A 19,645-nucleotide genomic window follows, 5' to 3' on the forward strand; every position below is an offset into this window, starting at 1 on the left:
GTCATGCCGCAAAGCGGGAATTTGGTTAAAAGCCTTTTAAAATCGGCTTTTCAGATCGCAAATTGCTCCGGCCAGTCACGGCGGGTGGCCACCTGTCCTTCGGTGCGCAGCCTTGCCACTGCGGCAAGATCGATATCGGCGATCAAAAGGCTGCTTTGCGTCACCGCATCACTTTCGCTTTCCGCGACGATGCCGGATGCTGGCATGCCGTAGTCCGACGGCACGTAAAGGGCAGCGCGGCCACGATTTTCATCGACGGCCGGGGACCATGGCGCTTCCCCGGCGGTGGGCGATGACAGGACGGCATACTGGTTTTCCAGCGCCCGCGCCTGCGCGCCGATGCGGACCCGATAGGCACCCGCGAGGGTATCGGTGCAACTGGGCGCGAGGACCAGTTCGACGCCGAGTTCCGCCAGCCTGCGGCCAAGCATCGGGAACTCGTTGTCGTAACAGATGAGAATGCCCAGCCTGCCGATCTGCGTATCAAACGCTTTAAGGCCCTCGACGCCGGCATGGATGTTCCATTGCTCCCGCTCGAAGCGGGTCATGATCTGCTTGTCCTGATAACCGATCAGGCCATCCGGACCGAAAAGCCACGCGCGATTGCGGAATTTGCGGTCCGGGTCCTTCACAGGCGCGCTGCCGGGCTGGAACAGAATTTGATGTTGCCGCGCCAGCTCCTCGCATAGCTCTACCCAGGAGGGGATCATCGGCTGTATCTCTTCGATGGAACGGTGCAGATCAGAACGGATGTCGGGTGGCAACTGACCGGTCAGCGTCATAGCCGAATATTCCGGCAGCAGCAGGAGTTCTGCGCCCTCGCTCTTGGCCTCGCGGACAACGGCGGACAGATGGGCGGTATAGGCCTCCCATGTCTCGATCAGCTCGATGGCATATTGGCTGGCGGCGAGGCGTGTCATGTGTCTCCATCTCCGGCAAGAATGGTCTTCATCCAGAATGACAGGGGTTTGGGGCTCTCGGTGCTTTCGTCGAGGTCCTGCCAGATGAAGCTTGTATGCAGCTCGGGGTGGTGGCGATAACCGCGCTTTTCCCAGAAGGCATTGAGCGGCACGTAATCCGTCGGCCGGCGGGGATGGTCGGCAGGCCGCTCGACAGCGCAGAAGGTGCACTGGTTGAAGCCGAGCCGCTTTGCATGTGCCTCCCGCTCCGCGAAGAAGCGCACGCCGACGCCGTGGCCGCGATAGCCGGGAAGCAGCACGCTTTCACCGAAGTAGAATACCCGGTCCGGATCGTAGCCCGCTTCCACGAATGGCGTTTTCACCTCGTCGGTTTCGGCGGCCATCGGCATGCCGGTGGACATGCCGACCACTCTGCCGTCATCGAGCGCCAGCACGAAGATCGCCCCGTCCGTATCGGCATAGGTCGCAAGATATTTGCGCTCATACTCCAGCGAGCCGTCATAGAGATACGGAAAGGCGCGAAACACCTCGATCCGCAGGCGCGCGAGGTCATCGAAATAAGGTGTGGCGTCAATGCCGGAAAGAGACTTGATTTCGACGGTCATGGGCATTTTCACTCTCGGTTGCACTGGTTATACCGTCATGGAACACCCGCGCAAGCATGAACGGAGAAGACGATGACCGCTGCCGAGACCATCCGCGCCTATTACGATGCCTTCAACCGTCAGGATATGGATGCCTTCCTGGCGCTGCTTCACGATGAGGTGGTGCATGACATTAATCAGGGCGAGCGCCAGACCGGCAAGGCCGCCTTTGCGTCCTTCATGGATCATATGAACCGCTGCTATAAGGAAAACCTTACCGATATGGTGATCATGGCGAGCGAGGATGGAAAGCGCGCGTCCGCCGAATTCATTGTCAATGGCGAATATCTCAAGACTGACGAAGGGTTGCCCGAGGCGAACGGTCAGACATATGTGCTGCCGGCCGGCGCCTTTTTTGACCTGAAAGATGGAAAGGTTAGTCGAGTAACGAACTACTATAATCTGAATGACTGGATTGCCCAGGTCGGCGCCTGACGCCTATTTGCCGATAAGCACCCGGCGGAAAAATGACAATTTCCACTATGAAGGATATTGACTCCATCATGTGAGAGTGAAATTCTCATATGATGGAAAACGAAGATCACATTCTCGAACGCTCGATCGGCGAGCGTATCAAAACGTTGCGGGCTGAAAGCGGCCTGACGCTGGACAGGCTTGCATCCGAATCGGGCGTCAGCCGCGCCATGATTTCCCGTATTGAAAGGGGAGAGGCGAGCCCCACCGCGTCGCTGCTCGCCCGCATCTGCGCGGCATTTGGCCTGTCGCTCTCCGGTTTCTTCGCCGAAAATGAGGAAACCGTTTCTCCGCTGGTGAGAAAGCGCGACCAGCAGCTCTGGAAAGATCCCGAGACAGGCTATGTCCGCCGCGCCATTTCCCCGCCGCGTGTGGGATCGGATGTCGATATTGTCGAAGTCGAATTTCCAGCCGGCGCGCGCGTCGGTTTTCCGCCGCATGCGGCAAGCCGGGGCATGACGCAATATGTCTGGCTTTTCGAAGGCGTGCTGGAAATGACGAGCGGCGGAAACGTTCACCGGCTGGAGCCGGGCGATTGCCTTTTCATGCCGGTCGGAGAAGGGCACGTCTTCCACAATCCTTCCGAAAAACCTGCCCGTTATGCCGTTGTGCTGGATCAAAGACAGCGCTGATTTCCCCACAGGAGTTTTTATGACCATCATCCGCATGTTGAACGGGCAAGAGACCATCGATGCCCTGCCAGAACTCTGCGAAGTCCTCGCCGCCTGCGTGAACGGCGGCGCCTCCGTCGGCTTCATGTTGCCCTTTTCCCCGCAGGATGCCGAACCCTTCTGGCGATCCGTGGCTGAAGCGGCAGGTCAGGGTGCGACTATTCATGTGGTAGCGGAAGTGGATGGCAAGGTGGTCGGCACCGTGCAGGTCGGCCTTGCCTCAAAGCCCAATCAGCCGCATCGCGGCGATCTGATGAAACTTCTCGTGCACCCATCCGCCCGAGGCCTTGGCGTCGCTCGCAAGCTCATGCAAAGGGTGGAGGAGGAAGCGGCAAAACGTGGCCGTACCCTTCTGGTTCTGGATACGGCAACTGGCAGCGATGCCGAGGCGATTTATCCCCGTCTCGGCTGGGAACGGGTCGGCGTCATTCCGGATTACGCCCTGTTTCCGGATGGACGCTTTTGCAGCACGACCCTGTTCTATAAGCGGATCGGCTAGGCCTTTGAGACTGCAGCCTCACTGGCCCGGCTTCAGCGTGCGGTTGAAAGCTGTAAGGATCATCGTCTCCAATTGTGCGTGAATATCCGCGCGGTCTCGTGGTCCGGCCGGTTCGCAGATCGGATCACGCTCGCCGATGGATTTGAGAAATGCATCGGCATCCGGGTTGCAGAGGGGCAGGAAGCTGAAATGGTTGGCGTCGTCCACCCGCAGATAGGTCGCGCCGGGCACGTCGTCTGCGAGTTTATCCGCAAGCACGGCCGGCGGAATTTTACCTTTGCTGCCGAGATTGATGAAGGTCAGCGGAATATCGATCGCTTTCAGGCTCTCCGGTTTGAAAGCCAGCGCCAGGCCGGGATCGATCAGCACGGCGGAGCGAATGCGGGGATCGCGGTTCTGCTGCTCGAAATGGGCCTTGTCGAGGGTTCTTATATCCAGCTTCGGAACGCTGACCGGCTCGCCATTGAGGTAACCCCGGCCGCCGGCGAACCACTGGCAATCCATCATCGAAGAATAGTCCTCGCAATAGCGGGCATAGGCATCGAGATCGGCGCGCGCACCCGCAATCTCCATCGCCGCGCTGCCGCCCAGCGAGAAGCCGAGAACGCCGATCCTCTTCGTGTCGATCGCATTCGACCACTTGCCTTCTGCCGTCATGACCGTAATGATCGTTGAGAGATCGTCTGTTCGCTCCCAGATTTTCGGCGTATCGGCGGGCGTGGAATCGCCGCTGGTGGTGCCGGGATGGTTGGTGCCGGCGACGATGAAGCCCTCGCTCGCAAGCTTCGCGGCGATCCATGCCATGCCGGACACTCTTGAACCCGAGCCGTGGGACAGAAGCACGAGCGGCAAGCGGCCCGTTTTCACCGCACCATCCTTGAACACGGGCGTGCCCTGAAAAATTCGGTCCTCGCCGGAAGGCTTCTGTGTGCCCTTTCCGTCAGATGGATACCAGACGGTGAGAGCGAGGTCTTTGCCGCGAGCTGGCGAATGGACGGTAGTTTCGCTGATGCCGACGGCGTCCGCCGCAAAAACCGGTTGAGTGACGAAAGCGGAAAATAACATGGTCGCTATGGTGGTGACAGGGCGCATGAAAACCTCGTGTTTCTGGGAAGAACGGGGCTCAATCTGCGCCGCCACGTATTTTTTGCGTCCTCGATCGCGTTAAAGGTCGTACCGAAACGCGATCTGGTCCATGAAGTGCGACAAGGTTTCGCTCCGGGATGGTTATCGTGCTTTTCATTCCCCTGCCTTTCGTCGTGGCGCTGTTGTTGGTGGTCATGTTCATCGTCTTCTTTCGAAGCGGAGACGATGTGCGGACAAACCGCGTATTTTTGGCGCTTATCGCCCTTTGCGCCGTGCAGTCTGTGCTCGTCGGCCTGCGCTGGGGATATGGTGTGAGCCTGGTGCGATACGTTCTGCCGGTTTTGGCCGCCTGCCTGCCACCACTTGTGTACATTGCCTTTCGCGGCCTGATGAAGGTGGGGCCGGAAAGCAGAAGGGCCATGCTGGCAAGCCTCGCCCTGTCCCCTCTGCTGGTCATTCTTCTGGAATTCACATTCCCGGTCGCTATCGATCTTGGCCTGATTGCCCTCTTCGTTGGCCATGCGACCGCCCTGCTGCTGCTCGGAAGAAAAGGGCCTGATGGGCTGGACGAGGCGCAATTTGCGAGCGTCGCTTCGGCACACAAGGCGCTCATCATCGCTGCTGCGGCGCTGTGCGTTTCCGCTATGTTCGATCTTCTGGTGTTTCTCGATTTCGAATGGGCACATGGCGAGAACGTCGCGGCGCTCGTCAGCAACGCCAATCTTTTCGGCCTGTTGCTGATCGGGCTGATGGCGGCCATGGCCGGGAAAAGCAAGGCGTCGCAAGCGGCCGCGGAGCCGCCGGCAGAGGTGCCGCCTCCTTCGGAACCATCACAACAGGACCGCGAGATCGTTGCGGGCCTCGATCGCCTGATGACGTCGCAGGCGCTCTACCGCGACGAAAATCTCAACCTGTCGCGCCTAGCAAGACGCCTCGGCCTGCCGAGCCGGCAGATTTCGGGTGCGATCAATCGTTCGCTTGGCGTCAACGTCTCGCAATATGTCAACCAGCTGCGCATCCGCGAAGCCTGCCGGTTGCTGGAGGAGACGGAGCAATCGGTGACATCGATCATGTTTTCTTCCGGCTTTCAAACCAAGTCCAACTTCAACCGGGAATTTCGCCGCGTCACCGGCATGAGCCCGGTCGACTGGCGGGAACGGCAGGTGTGGAAACTGGTCTCGTCTAACAAAACGGCCACCCGGCAGATGCCGGATGACCGTCTGAAGATCGTCGGGAAATGATTGTCGATCAGAGCGTGCCGTTACGCTGCTGGATCATCATGTAGGTGTCATAGGTGTATTCGGCGATCTGTGCCCAGAGATAGGCATCCTTCTTGAAGGCCTGCTGGCTCTCGTAGATTTTCTTGAAGCTCTCGTTCTTGGCCGAAATCTCCGCGTAGGTTTCCTGCGCCGCTTTGTGGCAGACATCGAGGATTTCCTGGCTGAAGGGGCGCAGGATCGCGCCCTGCGCTACCAATTCCTTCAGCGCCTTCGGATTGCGCGCATCGTAGCGTTCCAGCATGCTGGCGCTGCCCGCGGCGCAGGCGTCTTTCAGGATGCGCTTGTAGTTTTCCGGCAGTTCGTTGAACTTCTGCAGGTTGACGAAGGCATGAACGGCCGGGCCGCCTTCCCACCATGCGGGGTAATAGTAATATTTCGCGACCTTGTAGAAGCCGAGCTTCTGGTCATCATAGGGGCCGACGAACTCGGTGGCGTCGATCGTGCCCTTTTCGAGCGCGGCGTAGACATCGCCGCCGGCGATCTGCTGCGGCGTCACGCCAACCTTCTGCATCACCTGGCCGGTGAGGCCGGCAATACGCATCTTCAGACCCTTGAGGTCGTCGATGGTGTTGATTTCCTTGCGGAACCAGCCGCCCATCTGGGCACCGGTGTTGCCGAGCAGGATCGAGTAGATATTGTGCTGGGCAAGGAACTCATTGAGCAGCTCGTTGCCGCCGGCCTGGTTGAACCAGGCATTCGTCTGGCGCGCATTGAGGCCGAAGGGAACCGAGGTCCCGAGCGCGAAGGTCGGGTCCTTGCCAACGTAATAATAGGCGCATGTATGCGCCATTTCGACGGTTCCGGCCGTCACCGCGTCCGCAGCCTGCAGGGCCGGCACGATCTCTCCGCCCGCGAAATGCTGAATGACGAAATTGCCGCCGGAAGCTTCCTTAACGTGATCGGCGACGATCTGGCCCGCGCCGAACAGAATGTCGAGGCCCTTGGTGAAGGACGACGTCATCCGCCAGGTAATCTTGGGATTTTCTTGTGCGATGGCCGGAGCGGCCAGCGCCGTTGCGGTAACACCGGCGCCCACGGCGCCAGCCTTGCGGATAAATGATCTGCGATCCATGTCGATAAGCCCTGCTATGCTTCATATTACAGGCGAACCGCACGGTACGCCTCCCGCCGGCTACTAAACATTTATCCTTGCGGCCATCAAGAGGGAATGTTCGAAACCTGCGCGCTCCTGCGCGGCGCTTCGTCATCGTTCCAACTCTGCAATCAGGTGCCGTACCCAGGCCCCGCGCCTTGCGGTTAAGACGACGATCGCGTCAACGCGGGATCATCGAGCGCCGGATTGTAAAAGAGCGAGAGCGTCAGGCTTCTGGCGATGCGTTCAGCGGTTTCCATAAACCAGTCGTGCGCCTCTCTGCCCGGTGCAATGTCATCGAGTGTGGCGGAAAACAGCGCAAGCCATTGGGGGAAAAGCTCGGCGGTCATGCCTTTTACGCCAAGATGGGCTTGGACCGGCTTGCCGCCATATCCGCCATTCTTGAACGCGACGGCCGCCCAGAACTGCTTCATCCTGGCCATATGTTCCGCCCAGCGGCCTGCAAGCCGCGCATCGAAAACGGGCCCGAGCGCGGGGTGCTTCAGCACGCGACCGTAAAATGTTTCCACCAGCAGATCGATGAAACGGGCATCGACACCGATAGCCGCCATCGCTTTTTCTGCCCTGTCCTGAATTTCTGCGCTGTGGGCGGCTCTTGCCGCGGCTGGGTTCTGCATCATCGATCCTTTCCCAACGAATTTACGCCGCTGCGCTGCCATCGGCAATGCGGCGCTTTGACTGATTAGAATTATTCTAAGATGGCTTGATCGCGGGGTGATGCGGATGTATTTAGAATTATTCTAAAAAGGTTTCAGCCATGTTCCACAGTCTTTTCTCGCTTTCCAAACGTCCCTTTTCCTCCCTCAGCGAACAGGAAATCCTGGCGCTCGCCATCTCGTCGGAAGAAGATGACTCTCGCATCTACCGCTCCTATGCCGATCACCTGCGCGCGCAATATCCTCAATCGGCGAAGGTTTTTGACGACATGGCCGAGGTCGAGCAGCAGCATCGAAACGTGTTGATCGACATGCATCGCCGCCGCTTCGGAGAAACCATACCGTTGATACGCCGCGAACATGTGCGTGGTTTCTACGAACGCACACCGGACTGGCTCGTGAAGAATCTCTCACTGGAAAAAATTCGCGCCCAGGCGGAATTGATGGAAGCGCAGGCAATCCGTTTTTACGACGAAGCCGTCAAGCGCACCACGGATGCCTCGACGCGCAAGTTGCTCGGTGATCTGGCGGAGGCAGAGCGCGGCCACGAGGATATCGCGCATATGCTCGAGGAAAAACATCTCGATGAAAACGGCAGAACGGAAGAAGAGGAGACCGCCAAGCGTCAGTTCCTCCTGACCTATGTGCAGCCGGGTCTCGCCGGGCTTATGGACGGTTCCGTGTCGACGCTGGCGCCAATCTTTGCAGCGGCCTTTGCCACACAGGATACCTGGCAGACCTTCCTCATCGGTCTTTCCGCCTCCGTCGGCGCGGGCATCTCCATGGGGTTTACGGAAGCCGCTCATGACGACGGCAAGCTTTCCGGTCGCGGCTCGCCACTGAAGCGCGGCCTGGCATCGGGCATCATGACGGCCATTGGCGGCCTCGGCCACGCGCTGCCCTATCTCATCCCGCATTTCTGGACAGCCACGGCTATTGCCGCGATCGTTGTTTTCGTGGAACTCTGGGCTATCGCCTTCATTCAGAACCGCTTCATGGAAACGCCATTCCTGCGCGCCGTCTTTCAGGTGGTCCTCGGTGGCTCATTGGTGCTGGCGGCCGGCATTATCATCGGCAATGGCTAAAAGGCAAAAGCCCGCGGCGCCTGCCGCGGGCTTTTCGATATAATCGATTTCATGCAGATCAGCGCAACGCGCCGACCAGAACGTCCCGACCATCCTCGATGGAAACCCAGCGGCCCGTATTAAAGGACGCCTGCCGCTTCAGATAGGTGTAGTTTGTGTCGGTCCAGAGCTTCACGTCGTCGGTGAGATTATCGAGGATATAGTCGCCATCCGTGGTGCGAAGGGTAAGCACCGCATGACCTTCACCATCAGGCTTGCGAACGACTGTTATCAGCAGGTCGGCCACGGAAAATCCGCGCTCGATCAGCTTCTTGCGCTTCAGCAGTACGAAATCTTCGCAATCGCCGGCGGTTGTCGGGTATTCCCAGACCTCGTCCTTGCCATAGATTTCCTGGTCGGTCATCGCCACGATGGTCGTGTTGACGGAGGTGTTGACCTCGCGAATGACGCCCCAGCCATAGTCGGTGACGCGTGGCGGCGGCGTCGCCTTGCTGCGAATGTTGCACTCATCGGCATATTTTTGACAGAACTCGTAATGGCCGATCGGCTGGGAGGTGATCCCGCCCGTCACCATGGAAGGGCTTCCCTTGGTTTCCGCCATGGCGGAGGCAGCAGTCATTAGCCCGGCGGCAACTGCAGACAGCAGCGCACGCGCCAGCGGTGCGTTCATCATGAAACCCGTCCCTTAATTCTTAATGAAAAGTTAAGAGGGTTGGGGGGCAGGAGTCAATCTTTAGCAATCAATGGCGCGCAAGACTCGTTGAATATGGTTAAGAGCGTTGCGGAAATGCCTATGTTGCAAGGGCTCTCACCGCCGTGAGCATCCTTTCAATGTCCCGTGGCCGGGAGAGCCGGTGGTCGCCGTCGCGGATCAACGTCAGAACCACGTCGTCGGCTGGCAGGTGTTCCAGAAGTTTCAGCGCGTGTTGATAGGGCACGTCGGGATCGCGCATGCCCTGCAGGATGTGAACGGGGCAACCGGTGGTGATGATGCCCTGCAACACGCGGTTCTGCCGGCCGTCTTCCATGAGCGCGCGGGTGAAGATGTTGGGCTCGGGACTGTATTCCGAGTGCTCCTCGAAATATCCCCTCTCCAGCAGCGATGTCTTTTCTGCCTCCGTCAGGCTGGGCTCTATCAGTTCCGCCGTGAAATCAGGCGCAGGCGCGATGAGGATCAGGCCTGTGACGGATGGGGCGCCACCTGTCTTGCGTAGTTCCTCAACCATGCGCAAGGCGATCCATCCGCCCATCGAAGAGCCGACGAGAATGACGCTCGACGGCGCCTTTGCACGCACTACGGCGAGTGCCTCTTCCAGCCATCGGGAGATCGTGCCTTTTTTGAAATCTCCGCCGGACGCGCCGTGGCCGGAATAGTCGAACCGAAGGCAGGCAAGGCCGTTTTCCGCTGCAAAGCGATCCAGTTCGACCGCCTTTGTTCCGGTCATGTCTGAACGATAGCCGCCGAGCCACACCAGCATGGGTGCGCTTTTGCCGGAAATCGCCGGACGATGGAGAATGGCAATCTCGCGGCTGTCGTTATCGGGACCTACGCGCAGGAATTCGGCGGCTTGTTCGCTCATGTATATGCAATTCTCCTGATTTTAGTGCAACAACGGCGGCGTATTTGCAAAAACCGTGACAACAGGTGATCTTTTCGGGCAGATATGCTATTGACTTCGCCACGGCAATAACGACATTTCCGCCGCTTGTACCAAACAAGCTGTTTTTTGCCGACGTGATCCAGAAACAGATCAGGAGAATACGACCATTCGCAGACCTTTCAAAGCCGATGCCCCCGTCAAGGAGGGGCCGCGCTCCAACCGGGAAATTCGGGTTCCCAGAGTTCAGCTTATTGATGAAGAGGGCCAGAACCTCGGTAGCATGCCGACGGATCAGGCATTGAAACTGGCGGAGGAGGCCGGTCTCGATCTCGTTGAGATTTCGCCGAACGCTGAACCGCCGGTGTGCAAGATCCTCGATCTCGGCAAACTGAAATACGCGACCCAGAAAAAGGCCGCTGAAGCGCGCAAGAAACAGAAGATCGTCGAAGTCAAAGAAATCAAGATGCGCCCTAACATCGACACGCATGATTATGACGTGAAGATGAAGGCGATGGGCCGTTTCTTTGAAGATGGCGACAAGGTGAAGGTGACGCTGAAGTTCCGTGGCCGTGAAATGGCTCACCAGGAACTGGGCATGAAGCTTCTTCTTCAGGTGAAGGAAGACACTCAGGCGATTGCCAAGGTGGAGGCCGAGCCGAAGCTTGAAGGCCGTCAGATGATGATGGTTCTCGCGCCGAAATAACTTATACCGCCACAGAACTGGCGTAATGAGCCGCACGGGGAAGTTCGCTTTCCCCGTTGCGCTTTTAACCGACTGCGGTTATAAGCGCGCGTCCGAACGGTCCGGCAGGGCATGCCGAGGCCGTTCCTGAATAGCTTGAAATAGGCCTCGTCTGCCTGTTTCGATACAAAAACGGAGTAGCAAAATGCCCAAGATGAAGACGAAGTCCGCTGCAAAGAAGCGGTTCAAGATCACTGCAACCGGCAAGGTTGTTGCAGCCGCCGCCGGTAAGCGCCACGGCATGATCAAGCGTACCAACAAGTTCATTCGCGACGCGCGTGGAACCATGGTTCTCGCCGAAGCTGACGGCAAGAAGGTCGTCAAGAACTACCTGCCGAACGGTCTCTGAGACTTTTCCGCATTTTTGGACACTTTAAGGAGATCATGACATGGCACGCGTAAAACGTGGCGTAACTTCCCGCGCCAAGCACACCAAGACACTCAAGGCAGCCAAGGGTTTCTACGGCCGCCGCAAGAACACCATCCGCGCAGCAAAGGCTGCCGTGGATCGTTCCAAGCAGTACGCTTACCGCGACCGCAAGGTCAACAAGCGTAACTTCCGCGCTCTTTGGATTCAGCGTATCAACGCTGCTGTCCGCGAATTCGGCCTCACCTATGGCCGCTTCATCGACGGCCTGAACAAGGCTGGCATCGAAGTGGACCGCAAGGTTCTGTCCGACATGGCTATCCATGAGCCGGCAGCATTCGGCGCGCTCGTCGAAGCAGCGAAGAAGGCGCTTGAGTACCTCAAGGATGCTGGTACGGCCAACGAGTTTGAAACCGCTGTAAAGTAATTACGGCGCGGACAATCTGTTGTTCATTTGAACCCGCGTCGGGCAACCGGCGCGGGTTTTTTCTTTTCAGCTGCCATACATTTCTAACGGCGTTTTTTAATTTAGAAATTTAGAAGAGTTGGAGTATTCACGCCGTTTGAAGCGAAACCTTTGGTGGACGAAATGCAGGTCAATAAAAGTGAGGTTGTGGAAGCGGAAGGTTTTCGCGTTCATCTCGACGACGATGACATCGCAATCGTGATGCGTGTCCTCCTGAAAAGTGACCGTCGCATTCAGAAGGTTGAACTCTCGCAGCTGACGGTGTGGATCAAACGGCAGGGCACGGAGCGTGTGACGTGGTGGATGAAAATTCAGAAGCTGCTGTCAAAACTGCTGCCCTACGCTTTTCTTCGCCCTTCCGAGCCGCTTGATGGCGCGGGCCTCATGCAGCGAGAACTGGAAACCTTGCAGCAGTTCCAGCAGCGCGGCTTCCCGGTTCCGCCGCTGATCTACTCATCCCGCACGGCCGTGGTGCTGGGAGATGTAGGCCCGACGCTCATGGAGCGCATGGATGCCCTGAAGGCCTCCGATCCGATCGAGCATGACGCCCTGCTTGTTAAATCCGCAGAAGCACTTGGCGAGCTGCATGCCGCAGGCCTCTGCCACGGCCGCCCGCATGTACGAGACTTCTTCTTGAAGGATGGCCGTATCGGTTTCATGGATTTCGAGGAGCGCCCTCAGGATGTCATGCCGCTGGAAACGGCGCAGGCTCGTGATATCTGGCTGCTGTTTCTGCAGGTTGCCACGCGCGCCAATGATGCCCCCAAAACCCGCGACGCCGCCTTTTCGCGCTGGCTCGAAAATGCTCCACCCCGCGCACTGGAAGAATTAACCCGCTTGACCCGCATTCTCGGGCGTTTTTTACCGCTTGCCCGGTTGATCGGGCGCGTGCGGATGGGTAGTGATCTGCGACGCTTTATCATGGCGACCGACTATCTGATGAATGCTGTGAACACCGACGCCGCTGTTAAAAAATCCGGCAAGGCAGGAAAAGATGACTGAACTTGATACCTTGAAATCGCAATTGATGTCGGAGATCGCCGCCGCTGCCGATGAACCGGCCATCGAAGCCGTGCGCGTCTCCGCGCTTGGCAAGAAGGGCTCGGTTTCGGAGCTTCTGAAGACGCTTGGCAGCATGAGCCCGGAGGAGCGCCAGACCCGCGGCGCCGCCATTAATCAGCTCAAGACCGAAATTACCGACCTTATCGGCGAGCGCAAGAACGCGCTGAAAGACGCCGCCATCGCCGCGCGTCTCAAGGCCGAAACGGTGGACGTCAGCCTGCCCGTCCGCCAGTCTCCGGCAGAGCGCGGCCGCATTCATCCCATCAGTCAGATCGTCGACGAAATCACTGCCATCTTCGCGGATATGGGTTTCTCCATCGCCGAAGGTCCTGACATCGAGACTGACTATTACAACTTCACGGCACTGAACTTCCCGGAAGGCCACCCGGCCCGCGAGATGCACGATACCTTCTTCTTCCAGCCGGACGAAAAAGGCGAGCGTAAGGTGCTGCGCACCCACACCTCACCGGTGCAGATCCGCACCATGGAGAGCCAGAAGCCGCCGATCCGCATCGTCATCCCCGGCAAGACCTATCGCCAGGATTCCGATGCCACCCATTCGCCGATGTTCCATCAGGTCGAAGGTCTTGTCATCGACAAGAAGGCGCATGTCGGCAATCTGCGCTGGATTCTTGAGGAGTTCTGCAAGGCCTTCTTCGAGGTCGACAGCGTCGTCATGCGCTTCCGCCCGTCCTTCTTCCCGTTCACGGAGCCAAGCTTCGAGGTGGATATCCAGTGCGACCGTTCCGGCCCCATCGTCAAGTTCGGCGAGGGCAAGGACTGGATGGAAATTCTCGGCTGCGGCATGGTGCACCCAAACGTGCTGCGCGCCGGCGGGCTGGATCCGGATGAATATCAGGGCTTTGCCTGGGGCATGGGTCTCGACCGCATCGCCATGCTTAAATACGGCATGCCCGATCTGCGCGATTTCTTCAACGCCGATGTCCGCTGGATGAACCACTACGGGTTCCGCCCGCTCGACATGCCGACGCTGTTCGGCGGTCTGAGCGTTTAATCCGGTTAGCCAAGGAGCAAAGACATGAAATTCACTCTTTCCTGGCTGAAAGAGCATCTCGATACCGATGCGACGCTGGACGAGATCTGCGAGCGGTTGACGGCGATTGGCCTTGAGGTCGAGGATGTTGACGACAAGGCGGCCTACAAGCCCTTCGTCATTGCCAAGGTGGTTTCCGCCGACAAGCACCCGGAGGCCGACCGCCTGAAAGTTCTGATGGTCGATGCCGGTGACGGCAAGCCGGTGCAGATCGTCTGCGGTGCACCGAATGCGCGCGCTGGGCTCGTCGGTGCGCTCGCACGTCCCGGCACCTATGTCCCGGGCATCGATGTCACGCTCGCCATCGGGAAGATTCGCGGTGTGGAAAGCCATGGCATGATGTGCTCCGAAAAGGAGCTCAACATTTCCGACGATCACGACGGCATCATTGACCTGCCGGCGGATGCGCCCGTCGGTACTTCCTTCGCATCATATGCCGGCCTCGATGATCCTGTCATCGAGATCAATCTCACGCCCAATCGTCCGGACTGCACCTCGATCTACGGCATTGCGCGTGATCTCGCGGCCTCCGGTCTCGGCAAGCTGAAGACAAAGCCTGCACCCTCCTTCAAGGTGGAAGGCGCAACGCCCGTCGATGTGAAGCTGGAACTGGACGATCCCGCCCTCTGCCCTGGCTTTTCGCTACGCATCGTGCGCGGTGTGAAGAACGGCCCCAGCCCGAAATGGATGCAGCAGCGTCTTCTGGCGATCGGCCTGCGTCCGATCAATGCGCTTGTTGATATCACCAACTACATGACCTTCGATCAGGGCCGGCCGATGCACGTCTTCGACGCTGCCAAGGTCAAGGGTGATCTGACTGTTCGCCGTGCAAAGGAGGGTGAGACGATCCTCGCGCTCGATCAGCGTGAATATAAGCTCGGCCCGAACAATGTCGTCATCGCCGATGAAAAGGGCCTCGAGTCTATCGGCGGCGTGATGGGTGGCGAACATTCCGGCTGCGACGAAAACACCGTCGACGTGCTGATCGAATCCGCCCTCTGGGACCCGATCAACATTGCCAAGACCGGCCGTTCGCTCGGCATCATCACCGATGCGCGCTACCGTTTCGAGCGCGGTGTCGATCCGGAATACATGGTTCCGGGCCTGGAGCGGACCACCGAACTGGTTCTGGAGCTCTGCGGCGGCGTTGCCGGCGAAGCCAGGGTCGTTGGTTACAAGGGATATCAGCCCAGGGTCGTGGATTTCCCGCTTGCGGAAGTGAAGCGGCTGACGGGGCTCGAAGTCTCGGCTGAAGAGAGCCTGGCCATCCTCAAGGGCCTGGGTTTTGGGGTCGAGGGAACGGGCGAGCGCGTATCCGTCACTGTGCCGTCCTGGCGCCCGGATGTCGACGGCAAGGCTGATCTGGTTGAAGAGGTCATGCGCATTCATGGCGTTGACAATATCAAGCCGGAACCGCTGGAAAGCTTCGGTGCCGTCAACGGTCGCATCCTGACCACGCTGCAGGTCCGCACGCGCACCGCGCGCCGTGCGCTGGCAAGCCGCGGCATGCTGGAGGCCGTCACTTGGTCCTTCATTCCGGAAGCGCAGGCGAAGCTATTCGGCGGCGGCTCGCCGGCGCTGAAGCTTGCCAACCCGATTGCGGCCGATATGTCGGATATGCGGCCCTCGCTGCTGCCGGGCCTGCTGACCGCCGCGCAGCGCAATGCCGACAAGGGCTATGGTGACGTCGCAATCTTCGAGGTCTCCGGCACCTATGAAGGCGACACGCCTGATACGCAGCGCCGTGTTGCTGGCGGTGTTCGCCGTGGCACGGCCTCGCTCGCTGGCAGCGGCCGCATGTGGTCCAATGCGTCCAAGGGCGGCGGCAAGCCCGTGGATGTCTACGACGCAAAGGCGGATGCACTGACGGTGTTGGAAGCCTGCGGCCTCCCCATGGCCAATGTCCAGATCGAGGCCGGCGGGCCTGCCTGGTATCATCCCGGCCGCTCCGGCACCATCAAGATGGGCCCGAAGGTCGTGCTTGGTTACTTCGGTGAATTCCATCCGAAAACACTGTCCGAGCTGGATGTGTCGGGTGTCTATTGCGGTTTCGAGATTTATCTCGACGCCATGCAGGAGCCGAAGAAGAAAGCCACCCGCACCAAGCCTGCGCTCGAACTCTCCCCCTTCCAGGCGGTCAAGCGCGACTTCGCCTTCGTGGTCGACAAGGCCGTAGAGGCGGGGGCGATCATCAAGGCGGCAACGAGCGCTGATCGCAAACTGATCACAGGCGTCAATGTCTTCGATATCTTCGAAGGCGCATCGCTCGGAGAAAACCGCAAGTCGGTCGCCATCGAAGTGCAGATTCAACCGGTCGACAAGACTCTGACCGATGAGGATTTCGAAGCCTTGACGGCCAAGATCGTCGGCAATGTCGAGAAATCGACAGGCGGCGTTCTGCGCGCCTGACGTCGGATAACAGATTGAAAAAAGCCGCGGCAACCACCGCGGCTTTTTGTTTTTTAACGATTGGCCATCTGTGACATGCGTTCGGGATAACGTTCGCCCGCAACCTTGGACGGAGCCAGCAACGCGCCAAGGCTTTCGACTTCTTCCGGCGTCAGGGACACATCAGCGGCCGCGACGTTTTTCTCCAGATTGGCAATCTTCGTGGTGCCCGGGATCGGTACGATGAAATGCCCCTGCGCCAACACCCAGGCCAATGCAAGTTGCCCGGCAGTCACACCCTTTTCGGCAGCCATGTCTTCCAGAAGTCTGACCAGCGCCAGGTTCGCGTCGAAGTTTTCACCCTGGAAACGCGGCAGGCCACGCCGGAAATCATCGGCTGCAAGTCCGTCCAGCGATTTCAGCGCTCCGGTCAGCGCACCGCGCCCAAGCGGGCTGAACGGTACGAAACCGATGCCCAGCTCACGGCAGGTATCCAGCACGCCATTTTCTTCCGGGTCGCGGGTCCACAGCGAGTACTCGCTCTGAATGGCGGCAATCGGGTGGGTGGCGTGGGCTTTTCGAAGCGTTTCGGCACTGGCTTCGGAGAGGCCGAGATGTTTTACCTTGCCCTGCTTCACCAGCTCCGCCATCGCCCCAACAGTTTCTTCGATTGGCACATCCGGGTCGACACGGTGCTGGTAAAAGAGGTCGATGGCGTCAACGTCGAGGCGCTTGAGGGAGGCTTCGGCGACGGCACGAACATTTTCCGGTCGACCGTCCGTTCCCACCATCATCTGGCCCGCGGGTTTGCTGCCATCAATCTTGAAGCCGAACTTGGTGGCAATCACCACCCTGTCACGATAAGGCTTCAGGCCCTTGCCGAGGAGAATTTCGTTCGTGTAGGGCCCATAAACTTCCGCCGTATCGAAAAATGTAACGCCGAGGTCAACAGCGCGATGCAGCGTCGCGATCGCACTGCTTTCATCGCCCGTCGGGCTATAGGCATGGGTCATTCCCATGCAACCGAGGCCGAGCGCCGATACGGTCAGATTGTCTCCAAGGGTTCTGCTTTTCATCTGTTCGTCCTTCCATAAGGAACCGCCCGTCATCAGGGCGTGATGGGAACATAGCGAATGAGAGCAGCAAAAATAATCACTGCAAATCCGCGTGGGTTGTTCTATAATTTAGAACAATGAACCGTGTGCAACTCTCCCAACTGGCCGTTCTCTCCGCCGTTGCCGAAGGCCGGAGCTTTCGCAAGGCGGCTGCCGAACTCGGCATTGCCCCTTCCGCCGTCAGCCATGCGGTCTCGTCGCTGGAGGCGAGCCTGGGCCTGCGGCTACTTCACCGTACCACCCGCAGCGTTTCTCCGACAGAGGAGGGAAAGCGGCTTCTCGAAACCTTGGGTCCGGCGCTTGCCGATATCGACGCCGTCATCGATACCCTTGCCGAACAGGGCGGTCGACCCGCAGGTCCTTTGCGCATCACTCTCCCCAGACTTGCCGCTGAAGATCTTATTGTGCCCCGGCTGGGGGAATTCCTGCGGCTCTACCCCGAAATCTCCCTCGAAATTTCGACCGATGATCGCTTTGAAGATATTGTCGCAAAAGGTTTCGATGCCGGGCTTCGTCTCGGGGAACATCTCGATGCAGATATGATCGCCGTGAAAGCGAGCGGGGCCTGGCGTGGCGCGATTGTCGGCGCACCGTCCTATTTTGCGGAAAATCCGCCTCCCCGTGATCCGAGGGACCTCATCCGGCATCGCTGCATCCGCCGGCGTTTTGCGAGTGGATTGATCTATCGCTGGGAGCTGGAGAAAAATGGCAAAGCGCTTGTGGTCGACGTTCAGGGGCCGCTGATCCTGTCGGACCAGAGTCTCATTCGCCGGGCGGCGATAGACGGCGCAGGGCTTGCCTTCGTTTTTGAACAGCGTGTCGAAGACGATATAAGGGAGGGCAGGCTGATCCGCGTTCTCGAGGATTGGTGCGCGCCGTTTGATGGATTTTACATCTATTACCCCTCGCGCCGGCAGATGCGTCCGGCGCTGAGGGCCTTCGTGGATTTCTTCCGCTTCCGGGGGTGATCAGAAGGTGATGCGATAGCGGATATGGCCGTCGCTTTTCACGTAGCTGTCGTAGAGCTTCTGGGCGCGGTGATTGTCCTCACCGGTGTTCCAGTAAAGCCTGGACCAGCCCTTTTCCTTGCAGATAGCGATAAGGTCGTCCATCAACGCCCGGCCCGTCCCCTTACCGCGGATTTCGCCATCGACAAAAAGGTCTTCCAGATAGCAGTCAGGCGTTTTCACCCAGGTGGAATCATGGAAGTGGTGAATGGCGAAACCGGCCATGCGGTCGCCAAGCATTGCCACCCGAATCGAAACGCGCGAGGCGGGGTCGAGAATGCGCTCCCAGGTATGGTCGGTTACCTCGTCGGCGAGATCGACATCGTAAAAGGCGAGATAGTCGTTCCACAGGCGCAGCCATTCCGCCCGGTCAGCCGGCTGCGCATCGCGAATTACAAGCTCCATTTATGCACCCGCCTTGTCGAGAAGCGTCATCATCTCATCCGTCAAGGTCAACTCGACGGCGCGTTTGAAGCTTTCGAGCTGGGACAGGCTGGTGGCGCTGGCGATGGGCGCGGTTATCGCCTTCTTTCTCAACAGCCAGGCCAGTGCAATATCTGCAAGCTTGGCCCCCGTTTCGACTGCCACCGCATCCATGGCCCCCAGGACGGCAAGGCCACGGGCATTGACATATTCGCCCACGCGATAGCTGCGGGCGACGCCCTCTGTATCGGCCTTGGCACGATATTTCCCGGTCAGAAAGCCGGCCGCTAGGCTGTAATAATTGATGACGCCAATCTCTTCCTTCTGGCAAAGCTCGGCAAGCGGGCCTTCGAAATCCTTGCGGTTATAGAGGTTGTATTCCGGCTGCAGCACGTCGTAACGCGGAAGATTATTTTTTTCTGCCGTGTCCAGCGCATCCTGAAGCTGGCTCGCGGAATAGTTGGAGCAGCCTATGGCGCGAATTTTTCCCTGTTCCTTCAGTTTTGCGAAGGCGACAAGTGTTTCTTCCAGCGGCACGTCGGCATCCGGCTTATGCGCGAGGTAAAGGTCGATATAATCAGTCTGAAGCCGCTTCAGCGAAGCTTCGACGGCTTCGGCGATCCACTTGGCACTGAGACCGGTCTTCTGGCCGCGATTGTCGAAACCTACCTTGGTGACGATCACCGCGTCCTCGCGCCTGACGCCGGATTGTTTCAGCCACTTGCCGATGATGGCCTCGGATTCACCGCCCACATGCCCATCCACCCAGGCGGAATAGACATCCGCCGTGTCGATGGCGTTGAACCCCGCATCAAAAAAGGCGTCAAGCAGGGCAAAGGACGTCTTTTCATCCGCTGTCCAGCCAAACACGTTGCCGCCGAAGACGATGGGGGCGATGGAGAGGCCGGTGCGGCCGAGGCTTCGTTTTTCCACGGGGAATGCTCCTGTTGCTGTCTTATCGCAAGGTTAGCAACTGCCCGCCGGCATAACC

Annotated in this window: 22 protein-coding genes; 12 read left to right on the forward strand and 10 right to left on the reverse strand. The window is 58.8% G+C overall.

Annotated features, from left to right (window positions below; all coding sequences use genetic code 11):
* Positions 1-50 precede the first annotated feature (50 nt).
* Together EGT36_RS07095 and EGT36_RS07100 are read right to left on the reverse strand one after the other, a co-directional pair.
* Positions 51-920, reverse strand: a complete 870-nt coding sequence (locus tag EGT36_RS07095; RefSeq protein WP_037089463.1) for a carbon-nitrogen hydrolase family protein — start codon at positions 918-920, stop codon at positions 51-53.
* Positions 917-1,525 carry a GNAT family N-acetyltransferase gene (locus tag EGT36_RS07100; RefSeq protein WP_037089461.1) on the reverse strand — a complete coding sequence of 203 codons (609 nt, stop codon included), beginning with the start codon at positions 1,523-1,525 and terminating at the stop codon, positions 917-919. Before EGT36_RS07100 ends, EGT36_RS07095 begins: the two co-directional genes overlap by 4 nt.
* 72 nt (positions 1,526-1,597) lie before the next feature.
* Here EGT36_RS07100 and EGT36_RS07105 point away from each other — a divergent pair, with 72 nt between their 5' ends.
* From EGT36_RS07105 to EGT36_RS07115, 3 genes are all read left to right on the forward strand, one after another.
* Positions 1,598-1,999 (forward strand): ketosteroid isomerase-related protein, encoded by a 402-nt coding sequence (locus tag EGT36_RS07105; protein WP_004439334.1) that lies wholly within the window; start codon positions 1,598-1,600, stop codon positions 1,997-1,999.
* An 89-nt stretch (positions 2,000-2,088) separates the two neighbouring features.
* Positions 2,089-2,670 carry a helix-turn-helix domain-containing protein gene (locus EGT36_RS07110; protein ID WP_004439336.1) on the forward strand — a complete coding sequence of 194 codons (582 nt, stop codon included), beginning with the start codon at positions 2,089-2,091 and terminating at the stop codon, positions 2,668-2,670.
* Between the two features lie 19 nt (positions 2,671-2,689).
* A complete protein-coding gene (locus EGT36_RS07115) occupies positions 2,690-3,208 on the forward strand; it encodes a GNAT family N-acetyltransferase (RefSeq protein WP_022555450.1) in 519 nt (172 codons plus the stop codon).
* A gap of 18 nt (positions 3,209-3,226) precedes the next feature.
* Here the strand turns inward: EGT36_RS07115 and EGT36_RS07120 are convergent, their stop codons facing one another.
* On the reverse strand, positions 3,227-4,300 hold the full coding sequence (locus tag EGT36_RS07120; protein WP_125270156.1) for an alpha/beta hydrolase family protein: 1,074 nt from the start codon (positions 4,298-4,300) through the stop codon (positions 3,227-3,229).
* Between the two features lie 140 nt (positions 4,301-4,440).
* Between EGT36_RS07120 and EGT36_RS07125 the strand changes: the two genes are divergently transcribed.
* Entirely contained in the window at positions 4,441-5,535 is a 1,095-nt protein-coding gene (locus tag EGT36_RS07125; RefSeq protein ID WP_037089612.1) for a helix-turn-helix domain-containing protein, read from the forward strand.
* A gap of 7 nt (positions 5,536-5,542) precedes the next feature.
* On the opposite strand, the gene EGT36_RS07130 is transcribed toward EGT36_RS07125, so the two are convergent.
* Positions 5,543-6,646, reverse strand: coding sequence for a TRAP transporter substrate-binding protein (locus EGT36_RS07130; RefSeq protein WP_004439343.1), 1,104 nt, complete (start codon positions 6,644-6,646; stop codon positions 5,543-5,545).
* Positions 6,647-6,831: 185 nt separating this feature from the next.
* Positions 6,832-7,305: a group III truncated hemoglobin gene (locus EGT36_RS07135; protein ID WP_037089611.1), complete on the reverse strand. Its 474-nt coding sequence runs from the start codon at positions 7,303-7,305 to the stop codon at positions 6,832-6,834.
* 140 nt (positions 7,306-7,445) lie between these two features.
* Here EGT36_RS07135 and mbfA point away from each other — a divergent pair, with 140 nt between their 5' ends.
* Complete coding sequence (mbfA, locus tag EGT36_RS07140) at positions 7,446-8,429, forward strand: iron exporter MbfA (RefSeq protein WP_006699734.1); 984 nt, start codon at positions 7,446-7,448, stop codon at positions 8,427-8,429.
* Positions 8,430-8,487: 58 nt separating this feature from the next.
* Here the strand turns inward: mbfA and EGT36_RS07145 are convergent, their stop codons facing one another.
* Positions 8,488-9,102: a transglutaminase-like cysteine peptidase gene (locus EGT36_RS07145; protein WP_004439350.1), complete on the reverse strand. Its 615-nt coding sequence runs from the start codon at positions 9,100-9,102 to the stop codon at positions 8,488-8,490.
* Positions 9,103-9,220: 118 nt separating this feature from the next.
* Positions 9,221-10,009, reverse strand: a complete 789-nt coding sequence (locus EGT36_RS07150) for an alpha/beta hydrolase (protein WP_125270157.1) — start codon at positions 10,007-10,009, stop codon at positions 9,221-9,223.
* Between the two features lie 187 nt (positions 10,010-10,196).
* Here EGT36_RS07150 and infC point away from each other — a divergent pair, with 187 nt between their 5' ends.
* The 6 genes from infC (at position 10,197) to pheT (ending at position 16,130) form a co-directional block, all read left to right on the forward strand.
* A complete protein-coding gene (gene infC, locus EGT36_RS07155) occupies positions 10,197-10,733 on the forward strand; it encodes a translation initiation factor IF-3 (protein ID WP_004439353.1) in 537 nt (178 codons plus the stop codon).
* 184 nt (positions 10,734-10,917) lie between these two features.
* Positions 10,918-11,121, forward strand: coding sequence for a 50S ribosomal protein L35 (gene rpmI / locus EGT36_RS07160; RefSeq protein WP_003493355.1), 204 nt, complete (start codon positions 10,918-10,920; stop codon positions 11,119-11,121).
* Between the two features lie 40 nt (positions 11,122-11,161).
* Positions 11,162-11,566: a 50S ribosomal protein L20 gene (gene rplT, locus EGT36_RS07165; protein WP_003493358.1), complete on the forward strand. Its 405-nt coding sequence runs from the start codon at positions 11,162-11,164 to the stop codon at positions 11,564-11,566.
* Between the two features lie 162 nt (positions 11,567-11,728).
* A complete protein-coding gene (locus EGT36_RS07170; protein WP_037089609.1) occupies positions 11,729-12,607 on the forward strand; it encodes a lipopolysaccharide kinase InaA family protein in 879 nt (292 codons plus the stop codon).
* Positions 12,600-13,682, forward strand: a complete 1,083-nt coding sequence (gene pheS, locus EGT36_RS07175; RefSeq protein WP_004439367.1) for a phenylalanine--tRNA ligase subunit alpha — start codon at positions 12,600-12,602, stop codon at positions 13,680-13,682. Before EGT36_RS07170 ends, pheS begins: the two co-directional genes overlap by 8 nt.
* 24 nt (positions 13,683-13,706) lie before the next feature.
* Entirely contained in the window at positions 13,707-16,130 is a 2,424-nt protein-coding gene (pheT, locus tag EGT36_RS07180; RefSeq protein ID WP_037089455.1) for a phenylalanine--tRNA ligase subunit beta, read from the forward strand.
* Positions 16,131-16,183: 53 nt separating this feature from the next.
* Here the strand turns inward: pheT and EGT36_RS07185 are convergent, their stop codons facing one another.
* The gene (locus EGT36_RS07185; protein ID WP_006699728.1) at positions 16,184-17,185 is read right to left on the reverse strand and encodes an aldo/keto reductase; all 1,002 of its coding nucleotides are present in this window, start codon (positions 17,183-17,185) and stop codon (positions 16,184-16,186) included.
* 116 nt (positions 17,186-17,301) lie between these two features.
* Here EGT36_RS07185 and EGT36_RS07190 point away from each other — a divergent pair, with 116 nt between their 5' ends.
* Positions 17,302-18,192 carry a LysR family transcriptional regulator gene (locus EGT36_RS07190; protein ID WP_004439376.1) on the forward strand — a complete coding sequence of 297 codons (891 nt, stop codon included), beginning with the start codon at positions 17,302-17,304 and terminating at the stop codon, positions 18,190-18,192.
* Here EGT36_RS07190 and EGT36_RS07195 read toward each other — a convergent pair whose 3' ends face one another.
* Positions 18,193-18,636 carry a GNAT family N-acetyltransferase gene (locus tag EGT36_RS07195; RefSeq protein WP_037089452.1) on the reverse strand — a complete coding sequence of 148 codons (444 nt, stop codon included), beginning with the start codon at positions 18,634-18,636 and terminating at the stop codon, positions 18,193-18,195.
* Complete coding sequence (locus EGT36_RS07200; protein ID WP_037089449.1) at positions 18,637-19,587, reverse strand: aldo/keto reductase; 951 nt, start codon at positions 19,585-19,587, stop codon at positions 18,637-18,639.
* Positions 19,588-19,645 lie beyond the last annotated feature (58 nt).

This window comes from Agrobacterium sp. FDAARGOS_525 (assembly GCF_003938925.1).
Classification (GTDB): domain Bacteria; phylum Pseudomonadota; class Alphaproteobacteria; order Rhizobiales; family Rhizobiaceae; genus Agrobacterium; species Agrobacterium pusense.

What these genes read in the sequence shown, in the direction of transcription:
- EGT36_RS07130 (WP_004439343.1), bottom strand. Translation starts at nt 6,646, where the DNA reads ATGGATCGCAGATCATTTATCCGCAAGGCTGGCGCCGTGGGCGCCGGT.
- EGT36_RS07095 (WP_037089463.1), bottom strand. Translation starts at nt 920, where the DNA reads ATGACACGCCTCGCCGCCAGCCAATATGCCATCGAGCTGATCGAGACA.
- EGT36_RS07110 (WP_004439336.1), top strand. Translation starts at nt 2,089, where the DNA reads ATGATGGAAAACGAAGATCACATTCTCGAACGCTCGATCGGCGAGCGT.
- pheS (WP_004439367.1), top strand. Translation starts at nt 12,600, where the DNA reads ATGACTGAACTTGATACCTTGAAATCGCAATTGATGTCGGAGATCGCC.
- EGT36_RS07170 (WP_037089609.1), top strand. Translation starts at nt 11,729, where the DNA reads ATGCAGGTCAATAAAAGTGAGGTTGTGGAAGCGGAAGGTTTTCGCGTT.
- EGT36_RS07190 (WP_004439376.1), top strand. Translation starts at nt 17,302, where the DNA reads ATGAACCGTGTGCAACTCTCCCAACTGGCCGTTCTCTCCGCCGTTGCC.
- rpmI (WP_003493355.1), top strand. Translation starts at nt 10,918, where the DNA reads ATGCCCAAGATGAAGACGAAGTCCGCTGCAAAGAAGCGGTTCAAGATC.
- EGT36_RS07185 (WP_006699728.1), bottom strand. Translation starts at nt 17,185, where the DNA reads ATGAAAAGCAGAACCCTTGGAGACAATCTGACCGTATCGGCGCTCGGC.
- EGT36_RS07195 (WP_037089452.1), bottom strand. Translation starts at nt 18,636, where the DNA reads ATGGAGCTTGTAATTCGCGATGCGCAGCCGGCTGACCGGGCGGAATGG.
- mbfA (WP_006699734.1), top strand. Translation starts at nt 7,446, where the DNA reads ATGTTCCACAGTCTTTTCTCGCTTTCCAAACGTCCCTTTTCCTCCCTC.
- EGT36_RS07135 (WP_037089611.1), bottom strand. Translation starts at nt 7,305, where the DNA reads ATGCAGAACCCAGCCGCGGCAAGAGCCGCCCACAGCGCAGAAATTCAG.
- pheT (WP_037089455.1), top strand. Translation starts at nt 13,707, where the DNA reads ATGAAATTCACTCTTTCCTGGCTGAAAGAGCATCTCGATACCGATGCG.
- EGT36_RS07120 (WP_125270156.1), bottom strand. Translation starts at nt 4,300, where the DNA reads ATGCGCCCTGTCACCACCATAGCGACCATGTTATTTTCCGCTTTCGTC.
- EGT36_RS07115 (WP_022555450.1), top strand. Translation starts at nt 2,690, where the DNA reads ATGACCATCATCCGCATGTTGAACGGGCAAGAGACCATCGATGCCCTG.
- EGT36_RS07100 (WP_037089461.1), bottom strand. Translation starts at nt 1,525, where the DNA reads ATGACCGTCGAAATCAAGTCTCTTTCCGGCATTGACGCCACACCTTAT.
- EGT36_RS07150 (WP_125270157.1), bottom strand. Translation starts at nt 10,009, where the DNA reads ATGAGCGAACAAGCCGCCGAATTCCTGCGCGTAGGTCCCGATAACGAC.
- EGT36_RS07105 (WP_004439334.1), top strand. Translation starts at nt 1,598, where the DNA reads ATGACCGCTGCCGAGACCATCCGCGCCTATTACGATGCCTTCAACCGT.
- rplT (WP_003493358.1), top strand. Translation starts at nt 11,162, where the DNA reads ATGGCACGCGTAAAACGTGGCGTAACTTCCCGCGCCAAGCACACCAAG.
- EGT36_RS07145 (WP_004439350.1), bottom strand. Translation starts at nt 9,102, where the DNA reads ATGATGAACGCACCGCTGGCGCGTGCGCTGCTGTCTGCAGTTGCCGCC.